Genomic DNA, 898 nt, shown 5'->3' on the forward strand with positions numbered 1-898 from the left:
GTTTCAAATAACCGTCGCCATGCCAAGTAATTAGGTAAGTACGCTGTCCCCACCCCATGAAAGCGCCCCATCCACCCCTTCAAGCGGCTCATATAGCTGTTCACGTTCTGAATGTGGTATTCCTTGCCGATCACTCGCTGATTATCGAATACGATGAGTCGATGATGGGCAATGCCGTAGTCGCGAGAGAAGGTTTTATACCAGCTGTGTCCGTCAGAGCATAAAATCGAGTCGCGATCGATGATCGGCGCCAGAAACTCATGAACAGTCGATTTTTGGAGCGCCGGATCAACCAAATCACTGACCTTTCCATTACGGTCTCGCGCAATAAGCACCTGAATTTTTTGTTCTTTTTTCTTAACATTGCCTTGTCCCCCACGCTTGCGAGGTTTGCGGTGAGTAATCTGACGCTTTCCTTTGCAGGACTCCAGGAAGAAGGTTTCGTCTACCTCAATGATGCCGGATAGTGGGTTGGCATTGTCTAGAGCACTCGTTTTCAGGAAACGATGACGCCATCGGAAAGCCGTCTTCAAATCAATACCCACTCGGGCCGCTGAGGCGCGCAACGTCAAGCTGTCTCGCATGCAGCGCAGGTAGTCGAACCATTTATCTCGATGTTGCAGCTTGGCTAAGGGCTTGCCTGTAAGGGCGTTGAATGTTTTGTGACACTCGGGGTTCCGGCATCGATACCGCTGTAGGCCACCGCTGCGTCCCCACTTAACAGCGTGCTCGCCGCCACAATGTGGGCATGGAAAGTGATGGCTTAAGGTATCAATCAGAGTGTCTGCCTGTGAGCTGATTTGCCCAAGAAGTCGTTCCGCTATGTATTTCTTGCGCTCAACAGGAAGGCTGGAAAGTGTCCTCTCAAGGATTTTGAAGTCTGCTTGCTTCATGGCGC

1 protein-coding gene is annotated in these 898 nt (G+C 51.0%); it reads right to left on the bottom strand.

The genetic code is table 11. From position 1 onward, the window contains the following. The coding region (locus CXF87_RS12160; protein WP_101146792.1) for an IS1595 family transposase at nucleotides 1–893 on the bottom strand (893 nt) is incomplete at its 3' end. Nucleotides 894–898 lie beyond the last annotated feature (5 nt).

The organism is Halomonas sp. MES3-P3E, assembly GCF_002836035.1.
Classification (GTDB): Bacteria; Pseudomonadota; Gammaproteobacteria; order Pseudomonadales; family Halomonadaceae; genus Vreelandella; species Vreelandella arctica.